The sequence below is a fragment of the Phenylobacterium glaciei genome (assembly GCF_016772415.1).
In the GTDB taxonomy this organism is placed as follows: domain Bacteria; phylum Pseudomonadota; class Alphaproteobacteria; order Caulobacterales; family Caulobacteraceae; genus Phenylobacterium; species Phenylobacterium glaciei.
In genome coordinates, this window is sequence record NZ_JAGSGD010000001.1 from 1422678 (window position 1) to 1448077 (window position 25400).

The following is a 25400-nucleotide window of genomic DNA, read 5'->3' on the forward strand; positions in this document are numbered from 1 at the left end:
CCCCTTCGCGCCGCCGGGTCACCCTGGCGGCTGTGGACACCTATGACGGGTGATCTGGACGCCGCCGTTGAAATCGCACCTTCGCTTATGAAGGCGCCGGCCCGGATCGTGTTGAAAGAGCTACTATGTCCAAGCGGCATTCCGCGAAGTACAAAATCGACCGCCGGATGGGCGAAAACATCTGGGGTCGTCCGAAGTCCCCGGTGAACGCCCGCCAGTATGGCCCCGGCCAGCACGGTCAGCGCCGCAAGCAGAAGGTCTCCGACTTCGGCCTGCAGCTGCGCGCCAAGCAGAAGCTCAAGGGCTTCTACGGCAACATCACCGAAAAGCAGTTCGTCCGCACCTACGAGGAAGCTGACCGCCGCAAGGGCAACACCTCGGAAAACCTGATCGGCCTGCTGGAATCGCGCCTCGACGCCATCGTCTATCGCGCCAAGTTCGTGCCGACCGTGTTCGCCGCCCGTCAGTTCGTGAACCACGGCCACGTGCTGGTGAACGGCAAGCGCGTCAACATCGCCTCCTACCGCGTGAAGGCCGGCGACATCGTCTCCGTCCGTGAGCGGTCCAAGAACATGGCCCTCGTGCTCGAAGCCCTGCAATCGGGCGAGCGCGACACCCCCGACTACATCGAGCTGGACCCCAAGGCGATGACCGCCAAGTTCATCCGTCAGCCGGAATTCAGCGAGGTTCCCTACGCTGTGAAGATGGAGCCGAACCTGGTCATCGAATTCTATTCGTCCTGATCTGAGTTCGACCTTCCGAATTTGCGAAGGCCCCGGAGCGATCCGGGGCCTTTTGCTTTTGGGCGATCTGTGGCGGAGTGGGGCCATGCATCGTCGTCTTCTGCTGATCGGGGCGCTCAGCCTGCTCGCCGGCTGCGCCACCGCCGCCCCGCCCATCGTCGCGCCCGCGGGCTCGTCCCTGGGCGAGCTCGAGCCACTCTATTCGGCCAATGCCGGGCGCGAGGCCCTGACCATCCGGGTCGCCTCCAACGGCTGCACCAAGAAGGAGGACTTCGCCTTCTTCGTGGAGAAGAAGGGGGATGCGGTGACGCTGGCCTTCGGCCGCAAGCGCCTGGACCCGTGCCGGTCCTTCGCCATGGGCCACACCGACCTGACCTTTACCTATGCCGAGTTGGGGGTGGCGGGGCGTACGCCGCTCTTCCTGCTGAACCCGTTCTATCCGTGGACGGGACCGGGAAGCTGAGACGCGTGACAGCCTGAAGTGGCCGCCGGTTCAGGCGACCGTCACGCGACAAGCAAAAGAGTTCAGATGAACCTGTCGACCATGTCCTGCGGCACCCGCTTGGGGCGGCCGGTGGTGGAATCGATCAGGCACCAGGTGGTGAGCGCCTGGGCGCACATGGCGCCGTCGGGGCCGTCGATCCGGACATAGCGGTCAAAGCGCGGGCCCTCGGGCTTCCTGGCCACCCAGGTGCGGGCCCGCGCGGTCTCGCCGGGCAGCAGGGCGCGGCGATAGTCCACCTCGTGGCGCAGCACGATCCAGGTCCAGCCGGTCTGGTTTTCCGGCGGCTGGCGGTCGGCCCAATGGGCGGTGGCCATGTCCTGGATCCAGCGCAGATAGACCACGTTGTTCACGTGGCCGTTGGCGTCGATATCCGAGGCTTGCGGTGTAAAGCTCTGTTCGAAGACCTGCTGGCCTTCGGGCGGTTCGAGAGGTTGGGCCACCGCTGGTTAGGCGGCGAGCACGCCTTGCTCGATGAGCAGGGGCTTCAGCTCGCCCGACTGGAACATCTCCTTGACGATGTCGGCGCCGCCGACGAATTCGCCCTTCACATAGAGCTGGGGGATGGTCGGCCAGTCGCTGAAGGTCTTGATGCCGTCGCGCAGGGAGGCGTCCTGCAGGACGTTCACGCCGATGAAGTCGACGCCCAGATGGTCGAGCACCTGGACCACCAGGCCGGAAAAGCCGCACTGGGGCGATTCAGGCACGCCCTTCATGAACAGCACCACCGGATTGTCGGTGACGGTGCGGCTGATGAAGTCGTGGACGGGATTGGCGGTGGCGGCGTCGGTCATGGGACGGGTCTTTCGTCGGAACGTTCGCCTGAGAGCTAGGGAGCCGGGAGGCTCGGGTCAAGCGTCTGCGCCGTTTAGGCGCGGCGACAAGCCACGGACGTCGCTCCAAAAATAGTCACTTCACAGTCCAAGGCGAAGCTTGCTTTCATGATGCGGGCAGACCATTCCCCCTGCTCGCCGGGGACGATTTGCAAGATGGCCGTTTCAAATCGCAGGCGCAAGCCATGGGGGCTCGTGGCCCTGTGCTTGGGGTTGGGCGGGCTCAGCCCCAGTGCGGCGCGGGCGCAGACCGCCGAGGTGGGCGAGGTCGTGGTGACGGGCTTCCGCGCCAGCCTGGCGAGCGCCATCGAGATCAAGAAACGCGAGACCGCCCTCGTCGACGTGATCAACGCCGAGGATATCGCCGACTTCCCCGACCTCAACCTCGCCGAGGCCCTGCAGCGGATTCCCGGCGTCGCGATCGACCGCGATGGCGGCGAGGGCCGCTCCATCACGGTGCGCGGCCTCTCGGGGGACTTCAGCCGCGTCCGGCTGAACGGCCTGGAGGCCCTGGCCACCACCGGCGGCAAGGACTCTGCCGGCGGCGCCAACCGCGGTCGCAGCTTCGATTTCCAGGTGTTCGCCTCTGAACTGTTCAGCCGCGTGACCGTGCGCAAAACACAGTCGGCGGAGGTGGAGGAGGGGTCGCTCGGCGCCACCGTCGACCTGACAACCGCCAAGCCCTTCGATCAGAAAGGCTTCACCTTCGCGGGGGGGGTGCAGGGTGGATACAATGACCTGTCGCGAACCGTAGACCCCCGCGTTACCGCCATGATTTCGGACACATGGCTCGATGGCAGGCTCGGAGCTCTGTTGTCGGTCGCCTACAGCACGCGTCACATCCTGGAAGAAGGCGCCTCCAGCGGCCGCTGGGAAAACCCGTCGGTCCCCACCAACTCCGCGGGCTGTTTCCAGACGCCGGGGCCCTGCAACAGCCCGGTTGGCGTCTACAGCGCGGTCAACTCGGCTTGGCACGCCCGGATTCCCCGCTACGGCCGCCTGGCCTATGACTGGCGACGCTACGGCGTAACGGCGGCCGTCCAGTTCCTGGCCTCCGACACCACCGCCCTGGACATCGACGCGGCCTATGCCTCGATGGATGGTGTTCGGGACGAGGCCTATCTGGGGGCCTTTTCGCTTTGGCACGGCGGCGCGGGAAATAGCCAGACCGACGTCAGGGACCCCTTCATCGACAGCCGGAACCAGTTGGTGAAGGCGACGTTCGACGACGTCGATGTGCGCAGCGAATCTCGCCACGACGAACTCTCCAGTACGTTCAGACAGGTCTCGGTTCGCCTCGATCACGATTTCAACGAGCGTCTGAACGTGGGGATAGTCCTGGGCCAGTCACGCTCGATCCAGGACAATCCCGTCCAGACCACCGTCTCCATCGACCGCTACGATCAGGACGGATACGGCTACGATTTTTCCAACAGCCAAAAACTGCCCGCCCTGACCTACGGGTTTGACGTCACCGACCCCGGAAACTGGATCGTGAGTCCGAGTTCCGCTTTGGGAGATGCGTCCTTCCTGCGGATGCGGCCCAACAAGACCGTCAACGGGTTCACCAACCTCAGCGTCGCGGCGAGGTTCAAGGTCAATGAGGGGCTGAGCCTCAAGAGCGGACTGCTGTTCAAGACCTACCGCTTCCGCACCACAGAGGCGCGCCGATACGTCGTCGGCGGACTTGTTGATGGGGCCGTGGCGTTGCCCGGTGTGGACGTGGCGGCGATCAGCACCCCGATCACCGGTTTCGGACGGGGGCTTGGAGCGCCATCCGACACGCCGACCACGTGGTTATCGCCGAATGTGGCCCAGGTCGCGAACCTGATCGATCTCTACTGCAACTGCGTCAACGCCTATGGCGATTTCCGCGTCAGCGCGGAGAACCAGAGGGGGGGCAATCGGCAGGTCGAAGAGCGCGACCTTGGGGTCTATCTTCAGCTCGACTTTGAAAGTCGCCTCTTTGGAATTCCCGTGCGCGGCGATGTCGGCGTCCGACATGCGGCGACCACAAGCATGGCCGCAGGTTTCGTGGGCGCCAGCTACGTCTCCATTTCTCGCAAATATGATGACAGCCTGCCGGCCCTGAACCTTGTCCTCGAGCCGCGTCAGGATCTGCAAATTCGCTTAAGCGTCGCCAAGGCGATGGCCCGCCCGCAGCTGCCCTTCCTCACGCCCGGCGGGACAATAAGCAACACCGCCCGCACCCTGACCATCGGCAACCCCTTGCTGGAGCCTGTGCGGGCGACGACCTACGACCTTGGCCTCGAATGGTACCCCGCCCGGGCGGCCCTGGTGAGCGTCGGCGTTTTTCGCAAGGACCTGCAGTCCTATATCCAGAGTTCAGCCGCGACGATGGCCTATGGGGCGACTGGCCTTCCCGCCAGCCTGCTGGCGAATGGCAACACGCCTGACACGGTCTTCCTGGTCACCCAGCTGCTGAACACCGCCGGCGGTGAGCTCAAGGGGTTTGAGGTCGGCGCCCAGGGCGCCTTCGAGTTTCTGCCGGCCCCGTTCGATAGGTTCGGCGCCATCGCGAACTACACCCAGGTGGACTCAAAGGTGACCTACATCACCAACTCCGCGGCCTCGCCGCCGACGACGTCGGTCCTGCCCCTCGTGGGCCTTTCGCCGAAGTCGTGGAACGCCACACTCTACTACGAGGGTGAAAGGCTCAGCGCCCGGGTCTCCACGGCCTACCGCGACGGCTATCTGAGCCTGGTGCCCGGCGGCAATGGCAACGACGCCCGCGGCAAGAACCCGACCCTGAATGTTGACGTGTCGCTGACCTACAAGCTCAACGAGCGCTTCAGCCTGAGTTTCGAAGGCATCAACCTCACCGACCAGTTCGAGGACCGCTGGATCTCCACCGAGCGTCGGAACTCCGAAGAGTACACGCACACGGGCCGCCAGTTCTTCGTGGGCGCCAGGGTCCGCCTTTGACCGAGGGTAAGATCCGGGTCGGTTTCATCGTCGGAAACGACGCTGACCGGGTGATCCAATTCAACCAGGACGCCCTTGTCCCAGTGCAAGGGAACAACGACGCCGATCGGGTGCTCGACCTGTGCGGCGAGGGGCGGTTCGACTGGACCCGCCTGCACATCGCCCCCAGCTATTTCCGCAAGGCGCGCCGTTGGGATACGTCCAAGATCGATGTCCTCTGGAACATGGTCTCTGATCCCGATCAGAACCCCGAAACCTTGAGGATCATTGACCGGTTCACCGGTGAGCTCGACATCCCGCTGATCAACCCGCCGCAGGCTGTCCGACAAACCCGGCGCCACCTCATTCCCGGCCGCTTAGCAGGCCTGGAGAGCGTCCGCACGCCCCAGACCCTGTTGCTGCGCAACCCCACCCTCGACCGGGTCCGCCGACGGACCGAGGAGACGGGGTTCCAATTCCCGGCGATCCTCCGGCGCACTGGCAGCCACAACGGCGAAGTGGTGGGCGTGTTCGACACCGCAGCCGCGATCGAAGGGGTCTATGGCGATCGGCGCCATGAGTATTACCTTACTGAATTCGTAGATGTTCGTCGGCTTGATGGCCTGTATCGCAAGAGCCGGTTCTTCTTTATCGGTGATGACGTTGTTGTTCGACAACATATTGTAGCTGACGCCTGGAATATTCATGGCGGATCTTCGCGCGACTACATGGCCAAGACGCCGCATTTGCAGGATGAGGCTCGGCAGATGCTCGTCGGCGGGTTTGACGCTTTGCCTGCCGTCACCCGAGCCGCCTTGCAGGGAATCCGAACACGGATTGGCCTGGAGTACTGCGGCCTCGACGCCTACATCGACCCCGACGGCGGGATCCTGGTGTTCGAGGCCAACGCGACCATGAACTTCCAGCCTGATTTCCGGAATCCGAAGACGCAATACAACCGCGCCTCGGTGGCCCCTGCCGTGGCGGCGGTGACCAAGCTGCTCTACGCGAAGCTGGGGTCCCGGGCGACCAAGACATAGCTCTGCCGGCTGTGCGTCCCGCCGCCGAGAAGCAGCCGTGTGGTTTCCTGGCTTTTCAGGGATTGTAGGACCTCGAAACCCGCCTGCTCCAGGAGCCGGGCAATCATCTCAGCAGTCTCGAAACCTCCCAGTTGTCCCTGACGCCGGGCCGCGAAGGTGGCGAGGTCGGCGTCGAAGGCTTCGGCAGGTCCTGGAAGCGGAACGCCGGCGTCGGCGATCCTTTTCCGCGCACGGGCGGTCCAAGCCTGGTCATGAAGCGCGGCCTCGGTCGCCGTCAGGTTGGCGGAGGTGCGCGCGGCGAGCACAAGGCGGCCTTCCGGAGCCAGCGCCCGGCGGAGGCGGACGAGAATCTCAAGCCGCTGGGTCGGCGGCACGAAAGGCAACATGGAATGCGAGAGGATCAGGTCCCACTGTCCCACATCCTCAAGGTCGGCCAAATCCAACCGGCGGGTGCTCACGCTGGTCGCGGCTTGGCGGCGTAGCTGTGCGATCACCGCGAGAGGTGTCGCGCAGAGGTCCGCGACCGAAACGGTGAGCGGGATCTGACCAGCCGCCCTGGCCACCAGGTCCAGGAGTCCTGGGTCAGCCGAGCCTGCGAGGAATACCCGATCGGCCGGCTTCAACAGGGCCGCTAGCAGGGGGGCCAAAACGGCTTCGTCCGCACCCGGGCCACCAACGACGCCCGCGGCCCTCAGCGTGCCCCAAATCCGGTGATAGCCGCCGCATCCGGCGCACCGGTCCTGGCCAAGACGCCAACCTGCCGCGGCGAGCCCGATCAGGTCGCTCGGGTCCAGCAAGTCTCGCGAGGGGTCAGGGTCGTCGGTCACCGTCGGACGGCCTCAAGACAAAGAACGGCCGTGGCCGCCGCCAGAGCAGCCAAGCTCGCCTTCACATAGCCGACCCTCGCCTGAAGCGCCAAGCCGACGCCCACCAAGGCGGCCGCCGCCAGGGGCAGACTTATGCTCGCGGTAGCCGCCAAGGCGCCTCCGAACAGGACAAGAAGCTGTAGATCGATGGGCGGTGCGGTTGGCGCCGAGAATCGCCGACGCCAAAATCGGGCGACGGTGATCCCCGCCATGACCATGCCAAGCCCTCCAGAGAGATAGAGAAGGCCCGCCGCCGTGGGGGGCAGGGCCGCCGCCGTCGCCAGAACGGCGGCGCATAGGAGGATGACTAGATAGGTGGTGGGAAGCAGCAGGACCGTACCGCCTTCCTGGGCGACGGCGGCAGGTTGGGCGCGCGCCCTGTGCGAGACCACAATGATGGCCAGGGCGGCGGACAGGATCGTCAGGACGCCAGGCCGAGCCAGGGCCCCCCAGCCATACACCTCGGCGGAACGAATAAGTCCTGACTCCAATCCCGGGCCCAGGACGTAGCCGAGCACCAGGGGCGCTCTTGGCAGATTGGCCGACTTGAGTAGGAGGCCCAGGCCAGAGAAGACGGCCAACTGGATGACGGTGAGGGCGCCCGCGTCCGTGAGCGCTGTCGCCGCGAGGGCGGCTGCGAGGGCGACGGGGACAACGGCGCGTCTTTGCAGGGACGCGAACCGGGCCATGAGCGGCGCGAAAACAAAACATAAGGGTAGAGCCAGAAGGTTGGAACCGATGTTGGCCCAACCCATCAGAAAGACGAACTCAGGGCTCCTGGTAAGCATCCGTGGGCCCACCTCGACGCCCAAGGTGATGAAGGCCGCCAGCAGAATGCCCATGCCCGAGGAGGCAGGGATCCCCAGAAACAGGGTCGGGATCAGGGAGCCTCCCTCCTTAGCGTTGTTGGCCGCCTCGGGCGCGATGACGCCAGCGATTGCGCCCTCGCCGTAGGGGATATCCGAAGGGTGGGTCTGACGGGCGTGGCCGTAGGCGATCCAGACGGCCGCGCTCGCGCCAAGGCCGGGGACCATTCCAACAAGCGCCCCGATGGTCGAACCTCGGAGCAGCAGCCACCCGTGCGAGGCCACCTCGACGCAACCTTGCCAGACTTCCCTCAGGCGCGTCTGACCAGCCATCGGTGGTGAAGGCTCAGACTCACGCGCGGTCAGCTCGGGAACAACGAAGAGGCCGGTGACCAAGGCGGCCGGATTGACCCCGTCCCAGAGGCCAAGAAGACCAAATGTGAACCTCTGGGCGCCCGAGAAGGGGTCGACACCGACGCAGGCGATGATCAAGCCCACAGCCGCGACCATCAGGCCGCCCGAGAGCCAGCCCCCGGACAAGGCGGCGATCGACAGCAGTCCGAGCCCAGACAGCGCCGCGATCTCCGGGGTCCCGATGTGGGCGATGAGCGCCAAGGCCCCTGGAACGGCGAGAAACAGGAAGAGCGCGCCCACCGCGCCTCCGAAGGCCGAGGCCGAGAGGGCCGCGCCGATGGCTCGGCCGGCGTCTCCTTTCCGGGTCATTGCGTAGCCGTCTATGGCCGTGGCCGCCTCGGCGGCCGAGGTCGGAGCGCCCAGCAGGATCGCCGGGATGGAGCCGGACGTGTGCACCACCGAATGAAACGCGATGAGAAATATCGAACCTGCCGTGGGACCAAGGCCGATGGCGATAGGCGTAACGAGAAGCAGGCCCGCACGGCCGCTCACGCCAGGGGTCAACCCGGCGAGCAAGCCGGCCACAGCCCCGCCCAAGAGCGCGCCGAGCGCCGCGAACGACCCGAAGAGAGTGGCCAGCGCTCCGAGGGCTTCGTGCATCAGGCGGGTGAGGCGGCCATGGCGCGGCGCAGAGCCGAGACCGTACGCGTCGACCTGTCGAGGAGGCGCCGCAACGTCGCCGCGACCTGTTCGCCGGAGACCTCCTCCATGGGGTATCCTCGGCCGGCGGCGTCCGCGCGAAATCGGGGGTCGGCGACCACGCGCTTCAATTGGGCCTGCCAATCGGCCCTTATGGCGTGTGGGGCGCCTGGCGGCAGGGCGAACATCCGACCCAGGGCGGCGAAGGATTCGATCAAGTCCAACAAGGGGACGCGGTCCCTGCCGCGCGCGATGCTTGCCAGGCTCGGCACGCGGTCACCGGCCCCGATGGCCAGGTCGTTGAGGCGCAGGACCACCCGGGCGCCGGACTGAAGCATCGTGGCGAGACTATCGAGGCCTCCGACCGCACCATCGACCTCACCCGACAGCACGGCGAGATTGCGTGCGCCGCCATCGTAGCCTGGTACGGCTCTCAGCCTGGAGCCGGTCAGGTGGTTGATGATCATCGGTTCGACATAGTTGGGGCTGGAGACCGTCGCTGCGGCGATGATCAACGGCTTTGGCCGGGTGAGAACTTGATCGAAGCCGGTGACGCCGCTTTGGCGGTTCACCAGCAGCACCCTGTGATCGGCGCCGATGCTGCCGAGCCATGCGAATTGGGTCAGGTCCAGACCCTCTCCGCCCTGCCCGAGCAGGCTTTCGTAGATGAGGGACGGCGTGAGGAACCCCACCACCGAGCCGTCCGCCGCCGATGTGGCGAGCCTGCGGGCGGCGAGTTTACCACCGGCGCGCGGCTCGTTTTCAACTCGGATCGAGCGACCGCCCAGACGTTGGAGGTGCGCAGCCACCAAGCGGGTAAAGCCGTCATTGCCGGCCCCTGGCGCCGCGCCGACGATCAGCGTAACCGGCGGCAAAGAGGGCCGGCAGGCAGCCAAGCCCGCCACTGCGCCAAGGGCGATAGCGTTCCGGCGGGTGACCGTCGTCGGCCAAGAAGCCGCGATCATGAACTTGATGTCTCCGGGCCTCGCCATATGCATATGCCCGCGCTGCGCTCTAGGTGCAACGCGCCGCCGGGGCAAGCAAGCTCAGGCGCGGCGCTGGTCGGTGGTGTCGGCGCTGAAGCGGGCCATCTCGATCTGGGCGGCCACGCCGGTGGGCAGGTCCTTGTCGGTGATCAGGGCCAGGCGCTCGATCGACTCGGCGCGGAACTGCTCCACCTGCACCGAGGCGAAGGCCGGTTCCGTAAGGGCATAGGCCAGGCACACCTCCTCGGCCGTCCAGCCGTGGGTGTGGTGCAGGAAGGCATAGGTGCCGGCGCCCGCCAGGGGGTCGGCGCGCTTGAAGAGGCCCGTGCGGATCGACCCGCCGCCGCTGCTCGGACGGCACAGGGCGGCCGGGAAGGGGTCATAGGCGATCATGGTCATGTCGCGGGCCGAGGCTTCCTTGATCCGCCGCCGGGCCTTCCAGTCGGAGACCAGGCTGAAGGGGGTGGCCAGGACGTCGAACAGCCCGCTCTCAAGACAGGCGTCGATGCTGTCGCCATCCCCCACCACGCCCATCTGTAGAACCAGACCTGCAGCTCGCAGATCGGCGAGATAGCCTTGGGCGTCGGGGGCCAGGGTCTCGAAGGCCGCCTCGTCCAGCATCAGGACGTCGAAATAGCCCGCGCCGGTCCGGGCCAGGCCGCCGCGCACGCTGTTGGAGATGGCCTCGGCGGTCAGCACCTTGCGGGGGTCGCCATGGATGCGCCAGCCGATGGCGATCAGGCGGCGTTCCACCGCCCGCAACGCCTCGCCGAAGCCCAGCGCCATGACCTCCGAGCCGGCGGTGATCTCGAAGCAGTTGACCCCGCACTCCATGGCCCCGAACACCAGGGTGCGCCAGGCGTGGGGCGTGGTCATATTGGGGGCTTCGCGCAGCAGCAGGCTGATGGCCGAGACCGCCTTGCCGCTTGCGCCGAAGGGCCGGTAACGCATGCGGCTAGCCCGGGACCTGGGTCTCGAGCGCGAGCGCGTGCAGTTCACCGCCCATCTTGCCTTTCAGGGCGGCGTAGACGAGCTGGTGCTGCTTGACCCGCGAGAGGCCGGAAAAGGCCTTCGAGACGATGCGCGCGCGATAGTGGTCGCCGTCGCCGGCCAGGTCCTCGACCTGGATCTCGGCGTCGGGGAAACCGTCGCGCAGGGCGGCCTCCAGATCGGCGATGGGCATGGGCATGGGAATCGCGCCTCTCAGAACGTCGTTTCTGCGCTAGAAAGCTTAACAAGCCTTGGATTGGGGGTCGGTTTCATGCTGCGGATCGTCGCGGTTCTCCTCGCCGCCCTCTGCCTGTCGGGCTGCGCGGTGGTGAGTTCCGAGCGCCCGCTGTTCTCGGTCGCCGACAGCGAGGGCGCCCCCACCCTGAAGCCGGGGCTCTGGGCGCTGCCGGCTGGAGACTGCAAGTTCAGCCTGAGGGCCTCGGCCCTGAAGTGGCCTGACTGCGCCAACGCTGCGCTGGTGACCGCCACCAGCCTGTTCGGCGGCAAGCGCGACGCCGTGGGCGCCTTCCCACAGGCCCTGACCTACCGCCTGGCCAGCGGCGATCCGGCGATCCTGCAGGTGGAGGCGCCGGCCGACCGTGAACCGGGCGATCCGAAGGTGATCTATCTGGGGGTGCGGGCCCTGGCGTCGGACGGGCAGGGGCTGATCACCAGCGCGCGGGTGTGGCTGGCGTTGTGCGCCAAGCCGCTGCCGACCGACGGCGGTGATCTGTCGAAACCGGTGAAATTGATGCCCGGACTGACCCCCATCAAGGGCCGCGACGAATGCCAGGCGCGCACGCCTGCCGCCGTGCGCAACGCCGCGCGCCAGAGCGAGAGCTGGGCGTTCAGCGGCGATGGCGAGGATTTCGGTCTGGTCGCCCGCTGGATCCGCGACGGCGATCGGTAGGGGACAAGGAAAAGTGCGACGCGGTTTTCCGCCCGCGTCCCGCGCCAGAAGAAGCGCCCCTCCCGCGAAGGGAGGGGCCGCTGGTCATCAGTCGACGATGGCTGAGTAGATAAGGCTCTTCAGCTGGCCGCGGAAGTTGAAGGTGCCCGACGGCATCAGCTGGGTCATGAACACCACCGAGAGGTCCTCCTTCGGGTCCACCCAGAAGATGGTGGAGGCCGCGCCGCCCCAGTAGTAGTCGCCGGTCCCCAGGCTGGCGGTCTGGGTCTGGCTCATGGTGGACGCGAAGCCCAGGCCAAAGCCCACGCCTTCGTTGGCGGTCTCGGAGAAGCCGCCGATGGCCATCTGGGTCAGGTCCTTGCCGCCCGCCAAGTGGTTCATGTGCATCATCTCAAGGGTGCGCGGGCCGATCACCCGGGCGCCGTCCAGCTCGCCGCCCCGGCGCAGCATCTCGCAGAAGCGCATGTAGTCGGCCGTGGTGCCGGTCAGGCCGCCACCACCGGACTTGAAGCCGGGCTCCGAGGCGAAGGCGCTGGTGGCCGGATCGTCGATCACCTTCAGCTTCTTGTCGGGGCCGCGCTGATAGTTGGCGCAGAAGCGGTCGATCTTGTCGGGGGTCACGAAGAAGGAGGTGTCCTTCATGCCCAGCGGGCCGAAGATCTCGTCCTGCAGGTACTGGGCGAAGGGCTTGCCGGAGATCACCTCCACCAGGGCGCCGCAGATGTCGGTGGCCAGCGAGTACATCCAGCGTTCGCCGGGCTGGTACAGCAGCGGCACCTGGCCGAGCTTGTCGAGGAACGCCATCATGCTGTCGCCGCTGCCGGCGCTGCGGATCTTCAGGCCGCGATAGATCTTGTCCACCGGGTGCTGGTCGCCGACGCCGGGCAGGCCGCCGCCATAGGTGAAACCGCCGGTGTGGGAGAGCACGTCCTTGAAGCTGACGGGGCGCTTGAGCGCCTCGGTGACCATGTCCTCGCCCTCGCCCGAGACCCAGACGCGGTGGGTCTTCCAGGACGGGACGTAGCGGCTGACGGGGTCGTTGAGCTGGAAATAGCCCTTTTCATACAGGGTCATCAGCGCGATCGAGGTGATCGGCTTGGTCATGGAATAGATGCGGAAGATGGCGTCATCCATCATCGGCTTGTTGCGCTCCAGGTCCATGGACCCGAAGGACTTCAGATAGGCCTGGTGGCCGTGCCGGGAGACGGCGATCTGGGCGCCGGCGATCTTCTGCGGGCCGATATAGTTGCGCTCGATATGGTCGGTGATGCGTTCGAGCCGACCGGCGTCGAGCCCGGTCCACTGGGATTGGGCGTCCATGAAATAATCCTCCGAAAATCGCGGTTGTTCTAATTGTCGCCATCATGAGCCGTGACGCGGGGGCCGCCAAGAAAATCCTGCCGCCGGGGCAGGCGGTTGCGCCCCGCCCCATGTCGCGCGATGACGGTGGGAACAAGGAAAGAGGAAACCCGCATGCAAGCGCTCTACGACCTGGCCGAAACCGTCGGCGCCCAGCTCAAGGCCGCCAAGCAGACGGTGGCCGTCGCCGAAAGCTCGTCGGGCGGCCTGGTGTCGGCGGCCCTGCTCAGCGTCGCCGGGGCCTCGGCCTACTATCTGGGCGGCGGGGTGGTCTATACCGGCAAGGCGCGCATGGTGCTGATGGAGCTGCCGCGGGAGGCCGTGGCCGGCATGCGGTCGGCCAGCGAGCCCTACGCCATGCTGCTGGCCCGCACGGTGCGCGAGCGCTTCGGGGCCACCTGGGGCGTCTCGGAAACCGGCGCGGCGGGCCCCAACGGCAACGGCTATGGCGACGCCTCGGGCCACACCTGCATCGCCATCTCCGGCCCCATCGAGATGGCCATGACCATCGAGACGGAGTCCGACGACCGCAAGGCCAACATGGAAGCCTTCGCCGCCGCCGTGCTGCGGATGCTGGAGCGCTCGCTCAGCGAATAGGTCGGTGAACGCCCTTCTGAGGAAGAAGCCTACCCCATATAGCCCGGCATCCAGCCCTCGTGGCGGGTCCGCAGGTCGGCGAGCGACACGCTGAAGATGCCGGCGCAGGCCAGGGCCTTGCCGTCGGCGTGACCCACCACCTCGCCGGCGACGCCCGCCGCGTGGGCGGCCTTCAGCAGGGCGATGGGATCGGCGATGGCGATCAGGTAGCGGCCCTGGTCTTCGCCAAACAGCAGGGCGTGATCGGGCAGCTTGGAGGGCAGCTCCAGGGTGATGCCGACGTCGGAGGCCAGGGCCATCTCGGCGGCCGCGGCCACCAGCCCGCCGTCGGACAGGTCGTGGACGACGGTCACCCGGCGGGCCTCGATCTGCGCGCGGACGAAGTCGCCGATCCGGCGTTCCATGGCCAGGTCCACCGGCGGCGGCGCACCGTCCTCGCGGCCCAGGATCTCGCGCAGGTACATGCTGGCGCCCAGCTCGCCGCGGGTCTCGCCCAGCAGCACCAGTGTGTCGCCGGCCTTCATGCTGGAGAAGTCAGCGCGCTGGGTGGAGTCCACCAGGATGCCCACGGCGCCCACGGTGGGGGTCGGCGGAATGGCCGCGCCGTTGGTCTCGTTGTAGAGCGACACGTTCCCGCTCACGACCGGGAAGTCCAGCACCCGGCAGGCCTCGGCCATGCCGTCGATGGCGCGGATGATCTGGCCCATGATCTCCGGGCGCTCGGGGTTGCCGAAGTTCAGGTTGTCGGTGATGGCGATGGGGTCGGCGCCGACGCAGGTCAGGTTACGCCAGGCCTCGGCGACGGCCTGCTTGCCCCCCTCATAGGGGTCGTTCTGCACATAGCGCGGGGTGACGTCCGACGTCATGGCCAGCGCCTTCCTGGTCCCGTGCACGCGCACGATCCCGGCGTCGGCGCCGGTGGCGCTGTCCTCCAGGGTGTCGGCCATGACGTGGCGGTCGTACTGCTCCCAGAGCCAGCGCTTGGACGCCATGTCCGGGGCGCTCATCAGCTGCAGCACCGCCTTGCCGTAGTCGGCGGGTTCGGGAATGTCGCGGGCGTCCAGGCGCGGATGGAGTTCCGGCTGCACCCAGGGACGGTCATAGAGGGGGGCGTCCTCGGCCAGCGGCGCCAGCGGGATGTCGCAGACGATCTCGCCCTTGTGCTTCAGCACGATGTGGCCGGTGTCGGTGGTCCAGCCGATGACGGCGGCGTCCAGGCCCCACTTTTCGAAGATGGCGTGGCCGTCGTGCTCGCGGCCGGGCTTCAGGACCGCCAGCATGCGCTCCTGGCTCTCCGACAGCATCATCTCATAGGCGCTCATGCCCTCTTCGCGCTGGGGCACCATGTCCAGGTCGAGCTCGATGCCCACCTGACCCTTGCCGGCCATCTCCACGGAGGAGGAGGTCAGGCCCGCGGCCCCCATGTCCTGGATAGCGGCCACGGCGCCCGAGGCCATCAGCTCCAGGGTCGCCTCGATCAGCAGTTTCTCGGCGAAGGGGTCGCCGACCTGGACCGTGGGGCGCTTCTCGTCGGAGGCGTCGTCGAATTCCTGGCTGGCCATGGTGGCGCCGTGGATGCCGTCGCGGCCGGTCTTGGAGCCGAAATAGACCACGGCCAAGCCCGCGGCCGGCGCGGCCGAGTAGAAGATCTTGTCGGCGTCGGCCAGGCCCACGCACATGGCGTTGACCAGGATGTTGCCGTCATAGCCCTTATGGAAATTGGTCTCCCCGGCCACGGTGGGCACGCCCACGCAGTTGCCGTAGCCGCCGATGCCGCTGACCACGCCGGCCACCAGGCGCTTGGTCTTGGGATGGCTGGGATCGCCGAAGCGCAGGGCGTTCAGCAGGGCGATGGGGCGCGCGCCCATGGTGAAGACGTCGCGCATGATGCCGCCGACGCCGGTCGCCGCACCCTGATAGGGCTCGATATAGGAGGGGTGGTTGTGGCTCTCCATCTTGAAGATGCAGGCCTGGCCGTCGCCGATGTCCACCACGCCGGCGTTCTCGCCGGGGCCGCAGATCACGCGAGGGCCGGTGGTGGGAAATTTCCCCAGGTGTTTGCGGCTGGACTTGTAGGAGCAGTGCTCGCTCCACATCACCGAGAATACCCCCAACTCCACCGCGTTGGGCTCGCGGTTCAGACGTTGGATGATGAGGTCGAATTCCTCGGGCTTCAGGCCGTATTCGGCGGCCGTCTCGGCCAGGGTCTTTGCAGGCTGGGCGCTCATGGCGCGCGTTCTAGCCGGACTCGGGCGCGCACGCGAGAGGCGGAACCGCTGCCCGTGCATCTCGGTTGCCGACACCATGTGGACGGCAGAGCGCGCGGCAGGCGCGCCCTCGGCTGACGGATCGCCGCATGGCGTGTGGTCGCAGGCTCTGCGTCCTAAAGGCGCCGTTAACCTTGAGCCCACAAGGGGCCCTCAAAGCGGCCTGTTCCAGGTCGCGAGAAAGAGACGACGGCATGGCTCAGCGCACCCTGGAAGACCGCCTCCGCTTCATGAAGCTCGACCAGAAGGCCCGCGCCCATATCACGGACCTCAAGCCGGTGATCATGAAGGAGATGTCGGGCGCGCTCGATGGCTTCTACGATCAGGTGCGGGGCACGCCTGAGACGCGCGCCTTCTTCAAAGGCGACGATCAGATCGCCGGCGCCCACAAGCGCCAGCTCAGCCATTGGGACAGGATCTCCAGCGGCCAGTTCGACGACGGCTACGCTAAGGCCGTGACCACCGTGGGCGAGGTCCACGCCAAGATCGGCCTGGAACCCAGCTGGTATATCGGCGGCTACGGCCTCGTACTCGAGACCCTGCTGGCCAAGGTGCTGGAGGACCGCTGGCCCAAGGGTGGCTTCGGCCGCAAGAAGAGCGATGTGAAGACGGTGGCCGCCGAGCTCGGCGCCCTGACCAAGGCCACCTTCCTGGACATGGACATCGCCATCTCCGTCTATCTGGAATCCATCGAGACCGCCCGGCTGCAGGCCGACGCGGCGCGCCGCCAGGCGGAGGAACGCCAGTCCACCCTGGTGGGCGCCCTGGCCACGGCGCTCAGCCAGCTGGCCGGCGGCGACCTGACGGCGACCATCAAGGTCGAGGTCGACCCCAGCTTCCAAGCCATCAAGGACGACTTCAACACCGCGATCTCGGGCCTCTGCAAGGCCATGGGGGCGATCGCCAATTCCACCACCTCGGTGCACGGCGGGGCTGACGAGATTTCCTCGGCCGCCGACGATCTTTCGCGCCGCACCGAGCACCAGGCCGCCAGCCTGGAAGAAACCGCCGCGGCGCTGGACGAGATCACCGCCACCATCCGCCAGACCGCGACTGGGGCCAAGGCCGCCGCCGAGGTGGTGCTGGCCGCCCGCGGCGACGCCCAGGCCAGCGGCAATGTCGTGCAACAGGCGGTCGCGGCCATGAGCGAAATCGAGAAGTCGGCCCAGGAGATCAGCCAGATCATCGGGGTGATCGACGAGATCGCCTTCCAGACCAACCTGCTGGCCCTGAACGCCGGCGTCGAGGCCGCCCGCGCCGGGGAAGCCGGCCGAGGGTTCGCGGTGGTTGCGTCTGAAGTCCGGGCGCTTGCCCAGCGTTCGGCGGAAGCCGCCAAGGAGATCAAGGCCCTGATCGGCGCCTCCAGCCAGCAGGTCAGCACCGGCGTCCAGCTGGTGGGCCAGACCGGCGACGCCCTGCAGCGGATCGTCGACCGGGTCGCCGAGATCGACGGCATGGTGGGCGAGATCGCCGCCACCGCCCAGGAACAGTCGGTGGGCCTGGCCCAGGTCAATACCGCCGTGAACCAGATGGACCAGGTCACCCAGCAGAACGCCGCCATGGTGGAGGAGACCACCGCCGCCGCCAGCAGCCTGAAGAACGAGGCCAGCGAACTGACCCGCCTGATCAGCGGCTTCCACACCGGCGCCCGCGCGGCCTCGGTCGCCAGCACCGCGCAACGCCGCCGCGCCGCGTAACGCGGCCGAAATCGCGGGCGACAAGGGGGCGACGACAGTGACGATCTCGGCGTGAAACCACTGCGTCCTTCTCCCCTTGCGGGAGAAGGTGGCCCTGCGGAGCAGGGTCGGATGAGGGGTCGATAGGCCTCTCGGGTTAGGGCCTTTCGGAGCATCCGGATGGGGGAGTGCGACCCCTCATCCGACCGGTCGCCGACCGGCCACCTTCTCCCGCAAGGGGAGAAGGAACCTGAACCTAACGCGCCGCGATCCTCAGCGCCTTCACTTGCTCGGCGCTCATCGAGATCACCACGACGGCCGGGGATTCGTCGTGCCGTTGCGCGGCCTGGTTGGGCATGTCGAGCCAGCGGACGTGGGGCGGTGAGGGCGGCTGGGCGGCCCAGGCGCCGACGCCGGCCGCGCCCGACAGGGCCATGACGATCCAGAAGCCGGCCAGGGCGCGGTTCTGGGACGGCCGCGCCTGTTTCAGCATGGCGACCCGGGCCTCCAGGGGATGGCGCGACGGCGCGGGCCAGTAGCAGCCGAAGGGCAGGGGCGTGGCGGCCAGTTGGGTCTTCAGCATGGTCTGGGCATAGAGCCGGCGCTCGCTGGGCCGGCGCGCCATCACCGTGGCGTCGCAGGCCAGCTCCTGGTCCAGACGCAGGTGATAGGCCGCGATGTGGACCAGGGGGTTGAACCAGTTCACCCCCTGAAACAGCGCCACCCAGGCGTTGGTCTTCGGATCGCCGCGGTCGATGTGGGCCCGCTCATGGGCGCGGACCAGGGCGCGTTCCTCAGGGCTGAAGCGGGTCTCGTGGTCGGCGGGGGTGACGACCCGGGGCGCGATGAAGCCCACCACCGCAGGTCCCGCCTCGCCGGCCTTGGCTCGCTGCAGGAAGCGCCATTGGCCGACGACCATCAGGGCCAGGATCGCCAGGGCGCCGGCGACCCAGATCTCCGCGGTGAACGACACCGCGTGGGGCTGGGTCAGCGGGATCGGCAGGGGCAGGGAGGGGCCGGGGGTTCCGGTCGGCGCCTCGGCCGCCGGGATCAGGCTGGCGGCGAAGGCGAGCGGCACGATCAGCCACAGGCGGTAGGCCATCTCCGCCCCAAATATGCGCCGCGCCGGCAGGCGGATCGCCAACACGAAGGCGATGGCCAGGCTGGCGGCCAGATTGGCCCGCAGCAGGTCGGCGATCAGGTCAGTCATCGTCGTCCAACTCCGCGATCAGCTTCTTCAGGCGCGCGATTTCGTCGGGTTTCAGCTTCCGGTTCTGGGCGAAGTGGGCCACCAGCGGCGCGAGCTGGCCCTCGAACAGCCGGTCCAGCAGGCCCTGGCTCTCGTCCTGCACATAGTTGGCGTGGTCCACGAGGGGCACATACTGGTGGCGGCCGTCGACCCGCTCGGACCGGATGGCCTTCTTCTTCAGCAGGCGGTTGATCAGGGTCTTCACCGTCGCCTCGGCCCAGGGCTGGCGGGCGCGGACATCGGCCACGATCTCGTCGGCGGTCAGCGGCGTCTTCCGCCACAGCGCCTGCATGATCTGACTTTCGGCTTCGGTGATGTTCATGGGACTACGCTTGTAATTTGAGCTCAGGCTACGCCCCTGCCGTCCCAAGTCAAGCGGCCTGGCGAGGTCCGTTTCCCGCCAGCGCGACTCTCCGTTTTTTGGTAGCCTGGGGTTATGTCAGAGCTCGGCTACACCCTCTTCGACACCGCCATCGGCCGCTGCGGCCTGGCCTGGGGCGAGGCTGGCATCGTTTCGGTTCGCCTCCCCGACAGCTCGGACGAACGGGCCCAGGCTCGGTTCGAGCAGCGCTTCCCCGGCATCGCGGACTCCGAGCCGACGCCGGAGATTGTCGCCGCCATCGCCCGCATCCAGGGCCTGCTCACCGGCGCCAAGGACGACCTGGCCGACATCGTCCTGGACATGAGTTCGGTGAGTGAGTTCCAGCGGGCAGTCTACGCCATCGGCCGCGCCATCCCGCCCGGCCAGACCCTGACCTATGGCGAGGTGGCCAAACGCCTGGGTGATCCCACCGCCAGCCGCGCCGTCGGCGAGGCCATGGGCAAGAACCCGTTCCCGATCATCATGCCCTGCCACCGGGTCCAGGGCGCCGACGGCAAGCTGGGGGGTTTCTCCGCGCCGGGGGGCGGGGTGACCAAGCTGAAGCTGCTGGAGATCGAGGGCGCGACGTCCGTGGACAGCCTGCCCCTCTTTGCGCGCTAGGCGCTGGCGAGCGCGCTCTGGAACAGGATCGCGCCGTCGGCGGAGCCCAGCTCGGCCTCGAAGGCGCGGTCGGGGTGGGGCATCAGGCCCAGCACATTGCCCCGCGCATTGACCACGCCGGCGATGGCGTTGGTGGAGCCGTTGGGATTGTCCTGATAGCGGAACACCACCTGACCCTCGCCCTCGATGCGGGCCAGGGTGTCGGCGTCGGCGAAGAAGTTCCCCTCGCCATTGCCCACCGTCATGGTCACTTCGCGGCGTCCGGCATAGCCGGCGGTGAAGCGGGTCTGGGCGTTGGTGACCTCGAGCGCCACCGGCTTGCAGACGTACTTGAGCGCCTCGTTGCGCAGCAGGGCGCCGGGCAGCATGCCGGCCTCGCACAGCACCTGAAAACCGTTGCAGATGCCCACGGTGGCCACGCCGCGGTCGGCGGCCAGCTTGACCTCGTTCATCACCGGCGACAGCGAGGCCATGGCCCCGCAGCGCAGGTAGTCGCCGTAGGAGAAGCCGCCCGGCAGGACGATCAGGTCCAGGCCATGGGGCAGGGCGGTGTCGCCGTGCCAGACCATCTCGACGGCGGCGCCCGTGGAGCGCTCGATGGCGACCTTGCAGTCGCGGTCGCAGTTGGACCCGGGGAAGACGATGACAGCGGCTTTCATGGGCGGGTTCCTAGAGGGATTTGGCCGGGATTTCCAGGCGTGGCGCGGTCATTTGGCGCGCGCCTTGGCCAGGGCCTCCAGATAGGCCACGAGTTCGCCGTAGCCCTTCTCGTCGCCATAGGCGCAGCCGGAGTTCTGGATTCCGGAGGGCGTGACTTCCTGCTTCAGGATCGCCGGATGCCCCGGCGCCCCAGGCTCGGTGATCATGTAGGAACTCTGGCCGCCGTCGGCATTGTAGTAGCGGAACGGTTCGCTCCGCTCCTTCACCGCCGGCTTCATGCCCGGCGCGGCGACGATCGCGGCGCTCAACGCCTCGAAACCGAGCGCGCAGTCCAGCTTCAGCTGCGGGGGCGGCGGCGGCTCGGGCGGAGCGCACGCAGACAGCAGGAGCGCTCCCATCAGCGGGAGCGCCCAGGGCCTCACGCCACCTCGACCCGGTAGCTTTCGATGACCGTGTTGGCGAGCAGCTTCTCGCACATGTCCTTGACCTCGCTCTCGGTCTCGGCGGCGTCCTTGCCCTTGAGGTCGAACTCGATGGTCTTGCCGACCCGAACACCCTCGACATGACCCCAGCCGAGGCCGTGCAGGGCGGCCTCGACGGCCTTGCCCTGGACGTCCAGCACGCCGGGTTTCAGGAACACATGAACTTTCGCGCGCACTAGTGCAGGCCTCCTTGGATCACGGTGGGCATCTCTTTCATGATCCCCAGCCGCCGGGCGACTTCGGTATAGCTTTCGATGACGTCGCCCAAATCGCGGCGGAATCGGTCCTTGTCCAGCTTCTCGTTGGTCTGGGCGTCCCAGAGCCGGCAGCTGTCGGGGCTGATCTCGTCGGCCAGGATGACCCGGGCGAAGTCGTTCTCCCACAGCCGGCCGAACTCCACCTTGAAGTCCACCAGGGTGATGCCGACGGCGCCGAAGGTGCCGGTGAGGAAGTCGTTCACTCGCAGGGTGAGCGCCATCATGTCGTCGATCTCCTGGGTCGAGGCCCAGTTGAAGGCGGTGATGTGCTCCTCGGTGACCATCGGGTCGCCCAGCTTGTCGTCCTTCAGGTAGAACTCGATGATCGAGCGCGGCAGGGCCTGGCCCTCGGGCAGGCCGAACCGCTGCGACAGGGAGCCGGCCGCCACATTGCGGCACACCACCTCCAGCGGGATGATCTCCAGCTCGCGGATCAGCTGCTCGCGCAGGTTCAGGCGGCGGATGAAGTGGTTCTGCACCCCGATGGAGTTCAGCCGCGTCATCACATATTCGCTGATGCGGTTGTTGATGACGCCCTTGCCCTCAAGGACGGCCTTCTTCGTCGAATTGAAGGCCGTCGCATCGTCCTTGAAGTACTGGATGAGGGTGCCGGGTTCGGGCCCCTCGTAGAGAATCTTGCCCTTGCCTTCGAAGATCTTCTTGCGGCGGGTGGTCATACGCAGCCTTCTCCACGTGGCGAGGGTTCTGGCCGGGAGCCGAAACGAAAAACGCGCGCCGTTGGTCCCAACGCGCGCGATCCCGACTCCAAGCCTCTCGCCGATCTGAGGCTGGCGAAAAATAGACGATCGGGCCCCTCCGCGCAAACGCCATGGCCACACCGGCGCCCACATCGGCCGTCAAGCGATGCGTTTACATTGCGACCTCGCGCCCCAAGGGATATGCAACGCCGCTAAGGCCACCTCTGGGAGACCCCATGACCACCTTCGACGACCGCCAACGTGGCTTTGAAAACAAATTCGCGCTGGACCAGGACCAAGAGTTCAAGGCCGGGGCGCGTCGCAACCGTCTGCTGGGCGAATGGGCCGCGGGCCTGATGGGCCTGGAGGGCGACCGCGTGGCCGAATACGCCAAGGCCGTGGTGAAGTCCGATTTTGAACTGCCCGGCGACGAAGACGTGCTGCGCAAGGTGTTCGAGGATCTCAAGGGCTCGGGCGTCAACACCAGCGAGGGCGACGTCCGCATGAAGATGGACGAACTGCTGGCCCAGGCCCGCGAAGCCATCAAGTCCGGCAACTAGCCGCCAGCTATTCTCGGCTCCGCCGACACAGACGCCGCCTCGCAAGGGCGGCGTTTTTTGTGTCTGCTCCCCTGATGACCGCCGAATCGGCCGCCGCCGTGATCGCCCGCCTGAACCTTAGCCCCCACCCGGAGGGCGGCTGGTATCGCGAGACCTGGCGCGCGCCGGCCGGCGTCGGCATTCGCAGCCCCGGCACCGCGATCCTTTTCCTGCTGGAAGCCGGCCAGGCGTCTCATTGGCACCGCATCGACGCCACGGAGCTGTGGCTGTTCCAGGCGGGCACGGCGTTGACGCTGAAGACGGCAGAGGGTGATGCCGGCCCGGTCGTCGCCACGCGCCTTGGTCCCGACGTGCTCACGGGCGACGCGCCGCAAGGCGTGGTGGCGCCCGGCGAATGGCAGGCGGCGCAGGCCAGTCCCGACGGCTGGGCGCTGGTGGCCTGCGTGGTGGTCCCCGGGTTCGACTTCGCGGGGTTCCAACTGGCGGCGGCGGGGTGGGCGCCGGGAGTTTAGTCGCCTACTGCCCGATGTGCTTGGCGAATAGGGGCAGGGCGCCGGTCCAGCGGTCGAGGGTCTTGTCGAGCTGCTCCCAGGTGCCGCCTGGGCTGATGTCGACGTCGAACTCCCCCCAGACGGAGCCCTTTTCGCCCTGATAGGCGCGGATATAGCGGTTGTCGCGGTTCCAGGTGTTGAGTGTGTCGTCGGCGACGGTGACGCCGCTCCATCCGGCGGCGTACTGCAGGTCCGGGCAGCGGCCGGCGCCATTGCACTCATAGACATAGATGTCCCAGTTCAACCCGTCCGAGGCGCTGGTGACGATGCTGGTCCCCGAGCTGTCGTCGTGGATCTTCGCCTTGTAGCCATGGCCCTGCAGCCATTGGGCAATCTCGGCGCGGGTGAGGCCGCCGGCGGGCAGGTCTCGGGCGCTGGCCCTGGCGGCGGGGAGGGCGGCAAGGAGAATGGCTGCGGCGAGGGTGGCGATACGCTTACCGGTCATGGGTTGTGCTCCCGGACGGGCGGGCGCGGGTCGCACCCGACGGTGAAGCTTGACCCGGCGGCGGGGCAGGTCAAGGTCGTGCAACTTGTAAGAGCTACAGCAGGTCGACGAGTTGGCCGTCGCCGCGCCAGATCTTCATCGACGCGCTCGGGCGCCATCCGTGGCCAGGGCCTGGAACCCCTGTTTTGCTGCGTCCCCGGACCCGGGCGGGACCGGGGACGCGCTCGCGGTGACCAGCTTGGCGCCCCAGGATTGCGGAGGTCAGGTCCAGGGTTGAGTGACTTCTTCCTTCACGCGAAGGAGGTTTCCAGGCGCAGCGCGGCCGAACTAAGCTGTGACGTGGTCTGGGGGGACCATGACATGATCTTCAAACGGGACATCGTCGAAACACATCCGGGCGTCGAGCGTCCCCGGGCGGGTACGCCGCTGATCCTGGCGCTGGGCCTGGCGCTGTCGGTGGCCTTGGGCGGAGCGGCCTGGACCCAGGCGGTGGAGGAGCCCCCGGCGGCGGCCGACAGCATGGCCGTGGAGGCCGCGCCCGCGCCGCCAGCCACTCTGGCGCCCGCGGCGGCCAAGGACCCCTGGCGGCGGTTCAATCGCGGGTCCTACGCCTTCAACGGATTCCTCGACCGGGCCCTGATCCGGCCGATCACGCGGGCCTATATGAAGATCACGCCCTCACCGGTCCGAAGGGGCCTGGGGCGGGTCGTGGACAACCTGCGGGAACCCTCGACGGTGCTCAATGCGAGCCTGCAGGGGCATCCCCGGCGCGCGGTGCAGGCCGGCGTCCGCTTCGCCATCAATTCCACCGTGGGCGTCCTTGGCGTGTTCGACGTGGCGAGCCGGGTGGGGCTGGATCGCAGCCGCGCCGACTTCGGCCAGACCCTGGGACGCTACGGCGTCGGGACCGGACCCTATCTCTATCTGCCGCTCGTCGGACCGTTGAACGTGCGCGACGGCCTGGGGCAGGTGGTGGACGCCTTGACCGACCCCATTTCCCTGGCGACGGGCGGACTTGGCAGCGACTTCGGGGCTGGTCGTCTGGGCGTCACCGCCCTGGACTACAGGTCGAGCGCCGACGCCACCCTGGCGGCGGTCGCTGAAGAGGCGACGGACCCCTATGCGACGATCCAGTCGGCCTATCTGCAGAACCGGGAGTCGGTGGTGCGCGAGGCCACCGGCGCGGTGGAAGTCCTGCCCGACTTCGAGGCCGCGCCCGATACGCCAGCGCCCGCCGAGACAGTCGCCCTTGCGGCGAACAACGTCTCAGAGCCCATCTACTAGGCCATCGCGCCCATCCGCCGCCCGAGGTAAGATACACATGCGACCCGCCCCAGCCCGCCGCCACGTCCTCATGCGCCTGGGAGGCGCCGTGGCGCTCGCTGGGATGGCGGCGGCCGCCATGGCGCAGCCGGCGGCCCGGCGCAGCGCGCGCGATCTCCAGGCCGAGGCGTTCGTCGAGGTCCAGGCCCAGAAGGTGCTGTCGGTGCTGGCCGATCGCGGCCTGAGCCTGGCGCAGAAGCAGCAGGCCTTCCGCAAGCTGATCGATCAGATCGCCGATGTTCCGAAGATCACCAATTTCGTGCTGGGCAAGTACGCGCGCACCATCACCCCGGCCCAGCGGGCGAAGTTCAACACGGTGTTCCGCGCCTATGCGGAGTCCGTCTACCAGAGCCGCATCTCCGAATTCAGGGGCGAGACCCTGCGGGTCAGCGGATCGGTCGCTCGGGCGGCCGGCGACGTGGTGGTCAACACCCTGGTCGTGGGGGGCGGCCGCGACCCGATCCCGGTGTCCTGGCGGGTCCTGGGGAGCGGCGCGGCCTGGAAGATCGTCGATGTCCAGATCCGCGGGGTCTGGCTGGCGATCACCCAGCAGCAGGACTTCGTCTCCACCATAGACAACGCCGGCGGCGACATCGGCGTGCTCATCGCCCAGCTTCAGCGCAACACCAGGACTTGAAGG

At 67.5% G+C, this 25400-nt stretch carries 28 protein-coding genes; 12 read left to right on the forward strand and 16 right to left on the reverse strand.

Features of this window, described 5'->3' with window-relative positions:
• Positions 1-125 precede the first annotated feature (125 nt).
• Both rpsD and JKL49_RS06865 read left to right on the forward strand, forming a co-directional pair.
• Positions 126-743 carry a 30S ribosomal protein S4 gene (rpsD, locus tag JKL49_RS06860; RefSeq protein WP_215339248.1) on the forward strand — a complete coding sequence of 206 codons (618 nt, stop codon included), beginning with the start codon at positions 126-128 and terminating at the stop codon, positions 741-743.
• 85 nt (positions 744-828) lie between these two features.
• Entirely contained in the window at positions 829-1206 is a 378-nt protein-coding gene (locus JKL49_RS06865; RefSeq protein ID WP_215339250.1) for a hypothetical protein, read from the forward strand.
• 62 nt (positions 1207-1268) lie between these two features.
• On the opposite strand, the gene JKL49_RS06870 is transcribed toward JKL49_RS06865, so the two are convergent.
• On the reverse strand, positions 1269-1688 hold the full coding sequence (locus JKL49_RS06870; RefSeq protein WP_215339252.1) for an acyl-CoA thioesterase: 420 nt from the start codon (positions 1686-1688) through the stop codon (positions 1269-1271).
• Between the two features lie 6 nt (positions 1689-1694).
• Positions 1695-2039, reverse strand: coding sequence for a Grx4 family monothiol glutaredoxin (gene grxD, locus JKL49_RS06875; RefSeq protein WP_215339254.1), 345 nt, complete (start codon positions 2037-2039; stop codon positions 1695-1697).
• Positions 2040-2234: 195 nt separating this feature from the next.
• On the opposite strand from grxD, the gene JKL49_RS06880 reads away from it, so the two are divergent.
• Both JKL49_RS06880 and JKL49_RS06885 read left to right on the forward strand, forming a co-directional pair.
• Positions 2235-5024, forward strand: coding sequence for a TonB-dependent receptor (locus JKL49_RS06880; RefSeq protein ID WP_215339256.1), 2790 nt, complete (start codon positions 2235-2237; stop codon positions 5022-5024).
• Positions 5021-6043 carry an ATP-grasp domain-containing protein gene (locus JKL49_RS06885; protein WP_215339258.1) on the forward strand — a complete coding sequence of 341 codons (1023 nt, stop codon included), beginning with the start codon at positions 5021-5023 and terminating at the stop codon, positions 6041-6043. The genes JKL49_RS06880 and JKL49_RS06885 overlap by 4 nt, the downstream gene beginning before the upstream one ends.
• Here JKL49_RS06885 and JKL49_RS06890 read toward each other — a convergent pair.
• From JKL49_RS06890 to JKL49_RS06910, 5 genes are all read right to left on the reverse strand, one after another.
• Positions 6007-6870, reverse strand: a complete 864-nt coding sequence (locus tag JKL49_RS06890; protein WP_215339260.1) for an SAM-dependent methyltransferase — start codon at positions 6868-6870, stop codon at positions 6007-6009. The two genes, JKL49_RS06885 and JKL49_RS06890, sit on opposite strands and share 37 nt — an antisense overlap.
• Complete coding sequence (locus JKL49_RS06895) at positions 6867-8729, reverse strand: tripartite tricarboxylate transporter permease (RefSeq protein WP_215339262.1); 1863 nt, start codon at positions 8727-8729, stop codon at positions 6867-6869. Before JKL49_RS06895 ends, JKL49_RS06890 begins: the two co-directional genes overlap by 4 nt.
• Positions 8729-9733: a type 2 periplasmic-binding domain-containing protein gene (locus JKL49_RS06900; RefSeq protein ID WP_215339264.1), complete on the reverse strand. Its 1005-nt coding sequence runs from the start codon at positions 9731-9733 to the stop codon at positions 8729-8731. The genes JKL49_RS06895 and JKL49_RS06900 overlap by 1 nt, the downstream gene beginning before the upstream one ends.
• A gap of 81 nt (positions 9734-9814) precedes the next feature.
• Entirely contained in the window at positions 9815-10705 is an 891-nt protein-coding gene (locus JKL49_RS06905; RefSeq protein WP_215339266.1) for an aldo/keto reductase, read from the reverse strand.
• A 4-nt stretch (positions 10706-10709) separates the two neighbouring features.
• The gene (locus tag JKL49_RS06910; RefSeq protein ID WP_215339268.1) at positions 10710-10943 is read right to left on the reverse strand and encodes a BolA family protein; all 234 of its coding nucleotides are present in this window, start codon (positions 10941-10943) and stop codon (positions 10710-10712) included.
• Between the two features lie 72 nt (positions 10944-11015).
• On the opposite strand from JKL49_RS06910, the gene JKL49_RS06915 reads away from it, so the two are divergent.
• On the forward strand, positions 11016-11654 hold the full coding sequence (locus JKL49_RS06915) for a hypothetical protein (protein ID WP_215339270.1): 639 nt from the start codon (positions 11016-11018) through the stop codon (positions 11652-11654).
• A gap of 87 nt (positions 11655-11741) precedes the next feature.
• Here JKL49_RS06915 and JKL49_RS06920 read toward each other — a convergent pair whose 3' ends face one another.
• Entirely contained in the window at positions 11742-12974 is a 1233-nt protein-coding gene (locus JKL49_RS06920; protein ID WP_215339272.1) for a serine hydrolase domain-containing protein, read from the reverse strand.
• A gap of 153 nt (positions 12975-13127) precedes the next feature.
• Here JKL49_RS06920 and JKL49_RS06925 point away from each other — a divergent pair, with 153 nt between their 5' ends.
• Positions 13128-13610: a CinA family protein gene (locus JKL49_RS06925; RefSeq protein WP_215339273.1), complete on the forward strand. Its 483-nt coding sequence runs from the start codon at positions 13128-13130 to the stop codon at positions 13608-13610.
• A 29-nt stretch (positions 13611-13639) separates the two neighbouring features.
• Here JKL49_RS06925 and purL read toward each other — a convergent pair whose 3' ends face one another.
• Positions 13640-15838 carry a phosphoribosylformylglycinamidine synthase subunit PurL gene (purL, locus tag JKL49_RS06930; protein WP_215339275.1) on the reverse strand — a complete coding sequence of 733 codons (2199 nt, stop codon included), beginning with the start codon at positions 15836-15838 and terminating at the stop codon, positions 13640-13642.
• Positions 15839-16071: 233 nt separating this feature from the next.
• Here purL and JKL49_RS06935 point away from each other — a divergent pair, with 233 nt between their 5' ends.
• Positions 16072-17574, forward strand: a complete 1503-nt coding sequence (locus JKL49_RS06935) for a globin-coupled sensor protein (protein WP_249778042.1) — start codon at positions 16072-16074, stop codon at positions 17572-17574.
• A 235-nt stretch (positions 17575-17809) separates the two neighbouring features.
• Here JKL49_RS06935 and JKL49_RS06940 read toward each other — a convergent pair whose 3' ends face one another.
• On the reverse strand, positions 17810-18763 hold the full coding sequence (locus tag JKL49_RS06940) for a M56 family metallopeptidase (RefSeq protein WP_215339277.1): 954 nt from the start codon (positions 18761-18763) through the stop codon (positions 17810-17812).
• Positions 18756-19124, reverse strand: coding sequence for a BlaI/MecI/CopY family transcriptional regulator (locus JKL49_RS06945; RefSeq protein ID WP_215339279.1), 369 nt, complete (start codon positions 19122-19124; stop codon positions 18756-18758). Before JKL49_RS06945 ends, JKL49_RS06940 begins: the two co-directional genes overlap by 8 nt.
• A 114-nt stretch (positions 19125-19238) precedes the next feature.
• Between JKL49_RS06945 and JKL49_RS06950 the strand changes: the two genes are divergently transcribed.
• Positions 19239-19784 carry a methylated-DNA--[protein]-cysteine S-methyltransferase gene (locus JKL49_RS06950; protein ID WP_215339281.1) on the forward strand — a complete coding sequence of 182 codons (546 nt, stop codon included), beginning with the start codon at positions 19239-19241 and terminating at the stop codon, positions 19782-19784.
• Here the strand turns inward: JKL49_RS06950 and purQ are convergent.
• The 4 genes from purQ to purC are packed head-to-tail and all read right to left on the reverse strand — an operon-like array spanning position 19781 to position 21860.
• Positions 19781-20443 (reverse strand): phosphoribosylformylglycinamidine synthase subunit PurQ, encoded by a 663-nt coding sequence (gene purQ, locus JKL49_RS06955; protein WP_215339282.1) that lies wholly within the window; start codon positions 20441-20443, stop codon positions 19781-19783. The two genes, JKL49_RS06950 and purQ, sit on opposite strands and share 4 nt — an antisense overlap.
• 48 nt (positions 20444-20491) lie before the next feature.
• Positions 20492-20842 carry a hypothetical protein gene (locus JKL49_RS06960; RefSeq protein WP_215339284.1) on the reverse strand — a complete coding sequence of 117 codons (351 nt, stop codon included), beginning with the start codon at positions 20840-20842 and terminating at the stop codon, positions 20492-20494.
• Positions 20843-20862: 20 nt separating this feature from the next.
• Positions 20863-21102 (reverse strand): phosphoribosylformylglycinamidine synthase subunit PurS, encoded by a 240-nt coding sequence (gene purS / locus JKL49_RS06965; RefSeq protein ID WP_215339286.1) that lies wholly within the window; start codon positions 21100-21102, stop codon positions 20863-20865.
• Positions 21102-21860 carry a phosphoribosylaminoimidazolesuccinocarboxamide synthase gene (gene purC / locus JKL49_RS06970; RefSeq protein WP_215339288.1) on the reverse strand — a complete coding sequence of 253 codons (759 nt, stop codon included), beginning with the start codon at positions 21858-21860 and terminating at the stop codon, positions 21102-21104. Before purC ends, purS begins: the two co-directional genes overlap by 1 nt.
• Before the next feature lie 257 nt (positions 21861-22117).
• Between purC and JKL49_RS06975 the strand changes: the two genes are divergently transcribed.
• Entirely contained in the window at positions 22118-22441 is a 324-nt protein-coding gene (locus JKL49_RS06975) for a DUF1476 domain-containing protein (protein WP_215339289.1), read from the forward strand.
• A 59-nt stretch (positions 22442-22500) separates the two neighbouring features.
• Entirely contained in the window at positions 22501-22953 is a 453-nt protein-coding gene (locus JKL49_RS06980; protein WP_347340363.1) for a cupin domain-containing protein, read from the forward strand.
• A gap of 4 nt (positions 22954-22957) precedes the next feature.
• On the opposite strand, the gene JKL49_RS06985 is transcribed toward JKL49_RS06980, so the two are convergent.
• Entirely contained in the window at positions 22958-23437 is a 480-nt protein-coding gene (locus tag JKL49_RS06985) for a YbjN domain-containing protein (RefSeq protein ID WP_215339291.1), read from the reverse strand.
• Between the two features lie 360 nt (positions 23438-23797).
• On the opposite strand from JKL49_RS06985, the gene JKL49_RS06990 reads away from it, so the two are divergent.
• Positions 23798-24721: an MlaA family lipoprotein gene (locus JKL49_RS06990; RefSeq protein ID WP_215339293.1), complete on the forward strand. Its 924-nt coding sequence runs from the start codon at positions 23798-23800 to the stop codon at positions 24719-24721.
• A gap of 37 nt (positions 24722-24758) precedes the next feature.
• Positions 24759-25397: an MlaC/ttg2D family ABC transporter substrate-binding protein gene (locus JKL49_RS06995; protein WP_215339295.1), complete on the forward strand. Its 639-nt coding sequence runs from the start codon at positions 24759-24761 to the stop codon at positions 25395-25397.
• The last annotated feature ends 3 nt before the right edge of the window (positions 25398-25400 follow it).

Excerpts from the sequence above, each read along its gene's own strand:
- rpsD (WP_215339248.1), top strand. The coding sequence starts at position 126 with ATGTCCAAGCGGCATTCCGCGAAGTACAAAATCGACCGCCGGATGGGC.
- JKL49_RS06865 (WP_215339250.1), top strand. The coding sequence starts at position 829 with ATGCATCGTCGTCTTCTGCTGATCGGGGCGCTCAGCCTGCTCGCCGGC.
- grxD (WP_215339254.1), bottom strand. The coding sequence starts at position 2,039 with ATGACCGACGCCGCCACCGCCAATCCCGTCCACGACTTCATCAGCCGC.
- JKL49_RS06880 (WP_215339256.1), top strand. The coding sequence starts at position 2,235 with ATGGCCGTTTCAAATCGCAGGCGCAAGCCATGGGGGCTCGTGGCCCTG.
- JKL49_RS06895 (WP_215339262.1), bottom strand. The coding sequence starts at position 8,729 with ATGCACGAAGCCCTCGGAGCGCTGGCCACTCTCTTCGGGTCGTTCGCG.
- JKL49_RS06900 (WP_215339264.1), bottom strand. The coding sequence starts at position 9,733 with ATGATCGCGGCTTCTTGGCCGACGACGGTCACCCGCCGGAACGCTATC.
- JKL49_RS06905 (WP_215339266.1), bottom strand. The coding sequence starts at position 10,705 with ATGCGTTACCGGCCCTTCGGCGCAAGCGGCAAGGCGGTCTCGGCCATC.
- JKL49_RS06910 (WP_215339268.1), bottom strand. The coding sequence starts at position 10,943 with ATGCCCATGCCCATCGCCGATCTGGAGGCCGCCCTGCGCGACGGTTTC.
- JKL49_RS06915 (WP_215339270.1), top strand. The coding sequence starts at position 11,016 with ATGCTGCGGATCGTCGCGGTTCTCCTCGCCGCCCTCTGCCTGTCGGGC.
- JKL49_RS06920 (WP_215339272.1), bottom strand. The coding sequence starts at position 12,974 with ATGGACGCCCAATCCCAGTGGACCGGGCTCGACGCCGGTCGGCTCGAA.
- JKL49_RS06925 (WP_215339273.1), top strand. The coding sequence starts at position 13,128 with ATGCAAGCGCTCTACGACCTGGCCGAAACCGTCGGCGCCCAGCTCAAG.
- purL (WP_215339275.1), bottom strand. The coding sequence starts at position 15,838 with ATGAGCGCCCAGCCTGCAAAGACCCTGGCCGAGACGGCCGCCGAATAC.
- JKL49_RS06935 (WP_249778042.1), top strand. The coding sequence starts at position 16,072 with ATGGCTCAGCGCACCCTGGAAGACCGCCTCCGCTTCATGAAGCTCGAC.
- JKL49_RS06940 (WP_215339277.1), bottom strand. The coding sequence starts at position 18,763 with ATGACTGACCTGATCGCCGACCTGCTGCGGGCCAATCTGGCCGCCAGC.
- JKL49_RS06945 (WP_215339279.1), bottom strand. The coding sequence starts at position 19,124 with ATGAACATCACCGAAGCCGAAAGTCAGATCATGCAGGCGCTGTGGCGG.
- JKL49_RS06950 (WP_215339281.1), top strand. The coding sequence starts at position 19,239 with ATGTCAGAGCTCGGCTACACCCTCTTCGACACCGCCATCGGCCGCTGC.
- purQ (WP_215339282.1), bottom strand. The coding sequence starts at position 20,443 with ATGAAAGCCGCTGTCATCGTCTTCCCCGGGTCCAACTGCGACCGCGAC.
- JKL49_RS06960 (WP_215339284.1), bottom strand. The coding sequence starts at position 20,842 with ATGGGAGCGCTCCTGCTGTCTGCGTGCGCTCCGCCCGAGCCGCCGCCG.
- purC (WP_215339288.1), bottom strand. The coding sequence starts at position 21,860 with ATGACCACCCGCCGCAAGAAGATCTTCGAAGGCAAGGGCAAGATTCTC.
- JKL49_RS06975 (WP_215339289.1), top strand. The coding sequence starts at position 22,118 with ATGACCACCTTCGACGACCGCCAACGTGGCTTTGAAAACAAATTCGCG.
- JKL49_RS06985 (WP_215339291.1), bottom strand. The coding sequence starts at position 23,437 with ATGACCGGTAAGCGTATCGCCACCCTCGCCGCAGCCATTCTCCTTGCC.
- JKL49_RS06990 (WP_215339293.1), top strand. The coding sequence starts at position 23,798 with ATGATCTTCAAACGGGACATCGTCGAAACACATCCGGGCGTCGAGCGT.
- JKL49_RS06995 (WP_215339295.1), top strand. The coding sequence starts at position 24,759 with ATGCGACCCGCCCCAGCCCGCCGCCACGTCCTCATGCGCCTGGGAGGC.